The organism is Streptomyces sp. P5F9 (assembly GCF_057961495.1).
Genome location: NZ_JBXVPZ010000551.1, coordinates 1 through 5,910 on the forward strand (window position 1 = coordinate 1; position 5,910 = coordinate 5,910).

The window sequence follows — 5,910 nt, forward strand, 5'->3', positions numbered from 1 at the left end:
GAGTTTCCGCACCCGCCCACCCTGGCCTGGCTGATGTTCCGCCAGGGCGGGCGGGTGCGGAAACTCCGCGTGGTCTTCCCCGGGACGCCGCATGGGACGCCGCCCGGGGCACCGGCGTGAGCTCTGTGTCAGGCGGAGCGCGGCAGTTGTCGTAGGAACACCTTCTCGACCAGCACCCGGTGGGTCTCGGCGTCGGGGTCGGCGACGCCGTCGGACAGGACGAGGACGCGGTGGTCGCGGTTGGCCGCGTCGATGACGGTGGACAGGACCACGCCGCTGGTGCTGATGCCGGCGAGGACCAGGGTGTCGATGCCGCGGTCGCTCAACTGCTCGTGGAGATCGGTGGTCGAGCCCGAGCCGTAGCGGATCGTGCGGACGACGATGTCGCCGTCCTCGGGTGTGATCCGCGCGTCGATCTGCGCGGCGCCGGATCAGCACCATCGCGCAGGGGAACGCGGCCGACGTGCATGGACACCGGCTTCCGGGCGCTGTACGCCGATTGGCCCCGGGCCGCCCGCGAGTGCGTCGCCGTGCTGCGCATGGAGGCGGGCCGCACCCCGCACGGCCGGGCACTTGACACCCTGATCGCCGAACTCGCCGCCCGCGACCCGGACTTCCGCACGTGGTGGGCCGAACATCAGGTGCGGGGACCGCGGCCGCGGCAACTCACCAAGGCGTACGTGCATCCGGCCGCCGGTGAACTCACCCTCGCCGTCCAGCAGTTCGCCGTCGACACGCACCCGGATCAGTTCTCCGTCGCGTACACGGCCCCGCCGGACTCGGCCTCGCAGGACGCGCTGCGGTTCCTGTTGCAGTGGGCGGGCCTCAGCAGCACTCAGGTGGGGTGAACTGGGGCGTTCAGCTGCCGACGGGTGCGCCCGCCACCGCCGAACTGCCGGGAAGGGGCGTACGAGCGGGCCGTTCGGCCAGTACGTCCAGGATGTTGTCCACCGCCAGGTCGACCATCGCGGCCCGGGTCGCCTCGGTCGCCGACCCGATGTGCGGCAGCGTGATCACGTTCGGCTCGGCCACGAGCGGGGACAACTCCGTTCCCATCGGCTCCCGTTCGAAGACATCGAGCCCGGCGGAGTGCAGCCGCCCCTCACGGACGGCGTCCAACAAGGCCTCTTCGTCCACGACTCCGCCGCGCGAGGTGCTGACCAGCGTGGCCGTGGGCTTCATCGTGGCCAGTTCGCGGGCCGAGATCAGATGGTGGGTCTCGTCGGTGAGCGGCACGTGCAGCGACACGACGTCGGAGTCGGCCAGCAGCGTGGCCAGGCCCACCGCGGTCGACAGGTCGTCGTCGGGCGCGTACGGGTCGTGGTGGATCACGCGCATCCCGAAACCGTGGGCGCGGCGGGCGACCGTGCGGCCGATCTGGCCGTAGCCGACCAGGCCGAGGGTGGCTCCGTGGACGTCCAGGCCGAGGTAGTCGTGCATCCGGAACAGTTCCCAGGAGCCGTCCGCGAGGCTCGCGGACGCCGCGCCGAGGCGGCGGCGGGCGGCGAGGATCAGCGCGAAGGTGAGGTCGGCGGTGGTCTCCGCGAGCACGCGGGGCGTGTGCGTGACGACGATGCCGCGCTCGGCGGCCGCGACACGGTCGACGTTGTCGAAGCCCATGCTGGCCAGCGCGATCACGCGCAGGGAGGGGCCCGCCGCGTCCATCAGGGCCGCGTCCACGGGGTCGTTGCCGAGGGCCAGCACACCGCTCACGCCGGGGGCGAGCGCGGCGAGGTCGGCGGGTCCGGGCTTGGCGGCACCGGGCCAGGCCACCAACTCCGCGTTCTCGGACAGGCGTCGCAGGCCTTCGCCGGGCAGGTTTTCACGGGTGGCGAGGACACGATTCTTCATGTTCTTCTCCAGTGACGAGCCACGTACAGCCACGTACAGCCATGTACAGCCGTGCATTACCGGCCGGGCGGATTATTCGGAAAACGCTAGCCGCGGCGGTCACCGGAAACAAATAGCGGATTCGTGTGACGCTATTGGTCGTCCTTATTGGTCGTCCTTGTTCCTGTCGGTGTCGATCAGCTCCAGGAACAGATCGTGCACGGCCAGCGCGGGCTCCGAGAGCGGCTGATTGTCCGAGGTCACCACGGACAGTTTCACCGTGATCCCGGGCTCCACGATCCGCCGTACGGACAGCTCGCGGACGTCGAGGATGGCCCGGGCCGCCGACCACGGCAGGACCGTCGCGCCGATGCCCGCGTCCACGGCGTTGACGAGGGTCAGCGCGGACTCGACCTCGCCCACCACGTTCAGCCGGAGCGCGGCCTGCTGGAAGGCGGCGTCCACGACCTGCCGGATCGTGTGGATCCGGCTGGGCAGCAGCAGGGGCAGGCTCGCGAGCTCCGCCAGCCGCACCTCGCCCTTCCCCGACGGCGTCGTCTCGCCGGGCGCGCCGATCAGGTAGAGGTCCTCGGTGCGGACGGGCTCGAACTGGACACCCCGGAGCGGCCCGGCGCCGTAGATGAAGGCCATGTCCATGCGGCCCGTCATGATCGCCTCGCTGATCACGCCGCCGAAGTTCTCGTTGATGTGCAGCAGGATGTCCGGGTAGCGCTCGCGGACGGTCTTCAGGAGGGGCAGCGCGAGGGCCGCGCCCAGGCTGTACGGGGCGAGGCCCACCGAGACGCTGCCGGCGGGGGCCCGGCCGGAGACGTCGACGGCGGCCTGGGCGAGGTCCACCTGGCGGAGGATGAGCTGGGCGTGCAGGTACAGGGCGCGGCCCGCCTCGGTCGGGGCGACCCCGCGTTTGCTGCGGATCAGCAGCTGCTGCCCGAACTGTGCCTCCAGGGCGGACAGTTGCTGGCTCAGCGCCGGCTGGGCGATGTGCAGGATGTCGGCCGCGCGCGTGATGCTCCCCGCGTCGATGATCTTGATGAACGAGTAGAGACGCCTGGTGTCCATTGCGCGGGGCCTTCCAGATGGAGCGAAGCCTCATCGTAGGGAGCGTCCACCCCGAAGCACAGCCCCGGTGGGGGGAGGCTGTGAGGGGAGTCATAGCCGTTCGCGATAACGCCAGACCGAACGCATATTGGCGATCACGGGACCGGCCGAATAAGTTGAGCGGAACATCCACACCGGGCCATTCCCCCGCTCCCGGTTTCACGAAGACGTGATGGCATCTCCTTCCCCCATCGGAATTTCCCTTCCCGGAATTCCTTCCTTCCGCATTCCCTCCCGGAGGACGTCATGACTCCCATGGTTGATCTCGTCGCCGATCTCGGCGAGGGATTCGGCGCCTACACAATGGGCGACGACGCGGCCCTTCTGGAGTTGCTGACGTCCGCCAATGTCGCCTGCGGATTCCACGCCGGTGATCCCCGCATCATGGACGCCACCGTGCGGACGTGCGTGGAGAAGCAGGTCGCCGTGGGCGCCCACCCGAGCTTTCCCGACCTGGTGGGCTTCGGCCGGCGCGCGATGGACCTCACGCCGGAGGAGGTCCGCACGGACGTGCTCTACCAGATCGGCGCCCTCCATGCCTTCGCCGTCGCCCACGGCACCCGGGTGCACCACGTCGCCCCGCACGGCCGCCTCGGCAACCTGGTCGCCGTCCGCGCCGACTACGCCCGCGCCGTAGTGGACGCCGTAGCAGCGTTCGACGAGTCACTGATCGTCCTCGCGCAGGACGGCGAACTGGCTGACGCGGCCCGCGCCCGCGGCCTGCGCGTGGGGATCGTGGGCATCGCCGACCGCGCCTACCGCGCCGACGGGACGCTCGTGCCCCGCTCCGAGCCCGGCGCCGTCATCCACGACCCGGACGAGGTCGCCCGGCGCACCCTGCGCATGGTCACCGAGGGCGTCACCCGCAGCGTCGACGGCGCGGACGTCCAAGTCGCCTGCGACACCGTCCTGTTGCACGGCGACAGCCCCGGCGCCATCGCGCTCGCCGGCCGCATCCGCGAGCAACTCCTCACCGCCGGCGTCGAGATCACCTCGCTCGACAAAGTCCTGAGCGGCAAGGGGTGACGGACATGGACAGCGTTCTCGCGGACGACCTGGTCGTGAACGGGCCGACTACGAACGGCACTTGCGGCAACGGCAACGGCAACGGCAACGCCAACGTGACCATCGCCGACTGCGGCGACTCCGCGCTGGTAGCCAAGGCCGTAGGCCTGGACGCCGAACCCGCCTGGCAGCTCGTCCACGCCCTCGCCGACGCCCTGAACGCCGTCCGACTCACCGGCGTCCACGACGTGGTGCCCACCTACGACGCCCTGCTCGTCGAGTTCGACTGCGCCGCCACTGACCACGACACGGTCCGCCGCGTCCTGGCCCACGAGGCGTCTCGCCTCGGCCCGCACCCCGCACCGACCACGCCCCCGCGCCGCTTCGTCGTCCCCGTCGTCTACGGCGGCGAGTACGGCCCCGACCTCCCCGGGGTCGCCGCCCAACTCGGCCTGGCCGAGGGCGAGATCATCGCCCTGCACGCCGGCTCCGACCTGACGGTGCGCTGCCTCGGCGCCCCCGCCGGAGCACCGATGACGGACGGCCCGCCCTTTCCGAAGCCGGTACCGCGCCTCGCCTCGCCCCGCACCCGGGTCGACGCCGGCTCGGTCGCCGTCGCGGGACGCCAGGCCGTCATCTGCCCGATGCCCTCGCCCGGGGGCTGGCCGCTCCTGGGCCGCACCCCGGTACGCGTCCTCGACCTCCACAGCGACCCGATCACCGCGTACCGCCCCGGGGACACCTTCCGCTTCCGTCCCATCGAGCCCCAACAGTGGGACGAGTACGCCGACTTGAGCCTCGCGGACTGTACGGACCCGGTGGTGCGCCATGACTGACACCCTCACCGTCCGCACCGCCGGCATCGTCACCGTCCAGGACCTCGGCCGCGTCGGCCGCTCCCGCTACGGCCTGCCCGCCAACGGAGCCGCCGACCAGCACTCGGCGCGCGTCGCCAACGTCCTGTGCGGCAACCACGACCGGGCCCCGCTGCTGGAGATCACCGCCCTCGACTTCGCGTGCGTCCCCTCCGGCGACATCCTCATCGCGGTGACCGGCGCCCCCGCCGAGCTGAGCGTCGAAGGAGTCGTACGCCCCCAGTGGGAACCGGTCCCGGTCCGAGCCGGCGAAACCATCAGGATCACCGGCATCCACCGAGGCCTCCGCGTCTACCTGGCCGTACTCGGCTCGTTCGAGGCCGACTACCTCCAGGGCAGCTGCGCCCCCGACACGATCCTGGGCTTCGGCCCCACGCTGAGCAGCGGCGACGAACTCACCCTGCGCACAGCCTGCCCGCCCATCGACCACCCCTTCTCCCGGATCCCGCTGTTCCGTCTGAAGGCACCGGTCCCCCCGTTCCCCACCAGCTGGACCATCGACGTCACCGACGGCCCCGACCGGGCCGAGTTCGGCGACACGGGCCGGCGCCTGTTCGACGCCCCCTTCACGGTCACCCCGCGAAGCAACCACATAGGCCTGCGCCTCCAGGGCACGGTGCCCCGCCGCGTCACCCAGGGCGAGGTCCTCTCCCGCGGCGTCCCCATTGGCGCCGTCGAAGTACCCGCGGGCGACGAACTCCTCGTCCTGCACCGAGGCCGCGGAGTCACGGCCGGCTACCCCGTCCTAGCCGTAGTCACCGCCACCGGCCTCTCCGCCCTCGGCCAGGTCCGCCCCGGCCAGACCCTCAACTTCCGCCACCGCACCCTCGACCAGGCAATCACGGCCCACCGAGCCCAACGCCAAGCGATAGACGCCCTGAGAACCAGGGTCCGTACGGCTTTCGAGGCCCTACGCATCCGCGCACCTGCGGAGGTCTGACGTCCAGTAGCGGCTACGTCCGGCTCCCGATCCCGGTCGGCGCCTGACACCCCGCACCTCTTCACACAGGCCCGCTAAAGAAGGGGCGCGGGGAACTGCGCGACAAGCCCCCACCGACCCGCACAAAACCCACAACCGCTC

Annotated in this window: 7 protein-coding genes; 4 read left to right on the forward strand and 3 right to left on the reverse strand. The window is 71.2% G+C overall.

Annotated features, from left to right (window positions below):
• Nucleotides 1-128: 128 nt before the first annotated feature.
• Entirely contained in the window at nucleotides 129-416 is a 288-nt protein-coding gene (locus AC31A1_RS45260; protein WP_489658911.1) for a cysteine hydrolase family protein, read from the reverse strand.
• Here AC31A1_RS45260 and AC31A1_RS45265 point away from each other — a divergent pair.
• Nucleotides 333-848: an MmyB family transcriptional regulator gene (locus tag AC31A1_RS45265; RefSeq protein ID WP_489658905.1), complete on the forward strand. Its 516-nt coding sequence runs from the start codon at nucleotides 333-335 to the stop codon at nucleotides 846-848. The genes AC31A1_RS45260 and AC31A1_RS45265 overlap by 84 nt on opposite strands.
• Nucleotides 849-858: 10 nt before the next feature.
• On the opposite strand, the gene AC31A1_RS45270 is transcribed toward AC31A1_RS45265, so the two are convergent.
• Together AC31A1_RS45270 and nac are read right to left on the reverse strand one after the other, a co-directional pair.
• Nucleotides 859-1,851 (reverse strand): 2-hydroxyacid dehydrogenase, encoded by a 993-nt coding sequence (locus tag AC31A1_RS45270; RefSeq protein WP_489658906.1) that lies wholly within the window; start codon nucleotides 1,849-1,851, stop codon nucleotides 859-861.
• A 144-nt stretch (nucleotides 1,852-1,995) separates the two neighbouring features.
• Nucleotides 1,996-2,910 (reverse strand): nitrogen assimilation transcriptional regulator NAC, encoded by a 915-nt coding sequence (gene nac / locus AC31A1_RS45275; RefSeq protein WP_489658907.1) that lies wholly within the window; start codon nucleotides 2,908-2,910, stop codon nucleotides 1,996-1,998.
• A 285-nt stretch (nucleotides 2,911-3,195) separates the two neighbouring features.
• On the opposite strand from nac, the gene AC31A1_RS45280 reads away from it, so the two are divergent.
• From AC31A1_RS45280 to AC31A1_RS45290, 3 genes are read left to right on the forward strand one after another with little or no spacing between them, the layout of a single operon-like run.
• On the forward strand, nucleotides 3,196-3,975 hold the full coding sequence (locus AC31A1_RS45280) for a LamB/YcsF family protein (protein WP_489658908.1): 780 nt from the start codon (nucleotides 3,196-3,198) through the stop codon (nucleotides 3,973-3,975).
• Between the two features lie 5 nt (nucleotides 3,976-3,980).
• Nucleotides 3,981-4,790 carry a 5-oxoprolinase subunit B family protein gene (locus tag AC31A1_RS45285; protein ID WP_489658909.1) on the forward strand — a complete coding sequence of 270 codons (810 nt, stop codon included), beginning with the start codon at nucleotides 3,981-3,983 and terminating at the stop codon, nucleotides 4,788-4,790.
• The gene (locus tag AC31A1_RS45290; protein WP_489658910.1) at nucleotides 4,783-5,769 is read left to right on the forward strand and encodes a 5-oxoprolinase subunit C family protein; all 987 of its coding nucleotides are present in this window, start codon (nucleotides 4,783-4,785) and stop codon (nucleotides 5,767-5,769) included. The genes AC31A1_RS45285 and AC31A1_RS45290 overlap by 8 nt, the downstream gene beginning before the upstream one ends.
• Nucleotides 5,770-5,910 lie beyond the last annotated feature (141 nt).

What these genes read in the sequence shown, in the direction of transcription:
- AC31A1_RS45270 (WP_489658906.1), bottom strand. Translation starts at nt 1,851, where the DNA reads ATGAAGAATCGTGTCCTCGCCACCCGTGAAAACCTGCCCGGCGAAGGC.
- AC31A1_RS45285 (WP_489658909.1), top strand. Translation starts at nt 3,981, where the DNA reads ATGGACAGCGTTCTCGCGGACGACCTGGTCGTGAACGGGCCGACTACG.
- AC31A1_RS45290 (WP_489658910.1), top strand. Translation starts at nt 4,783, where the DNA reads ATGACTGACACCCTCACCGTCCGCACCGCCGGCATCGTCACCGTCCAG.
- AC31A1_RS45280 (WP_489658908.1), top strand. Translation starts at nt 3,196, where the DNA reads ATGACTCCCATGGTTGATCTCGTCGCCGATCTCGGCGAGGGATTCGGC.
- nac (WP_489658907.1), bottom strand. Translation starts at nt 2,910, where the DNA reads ATGGACACCAGGCGTCTCTACTCGTTCATCAAGATCATCGACGCGGGG.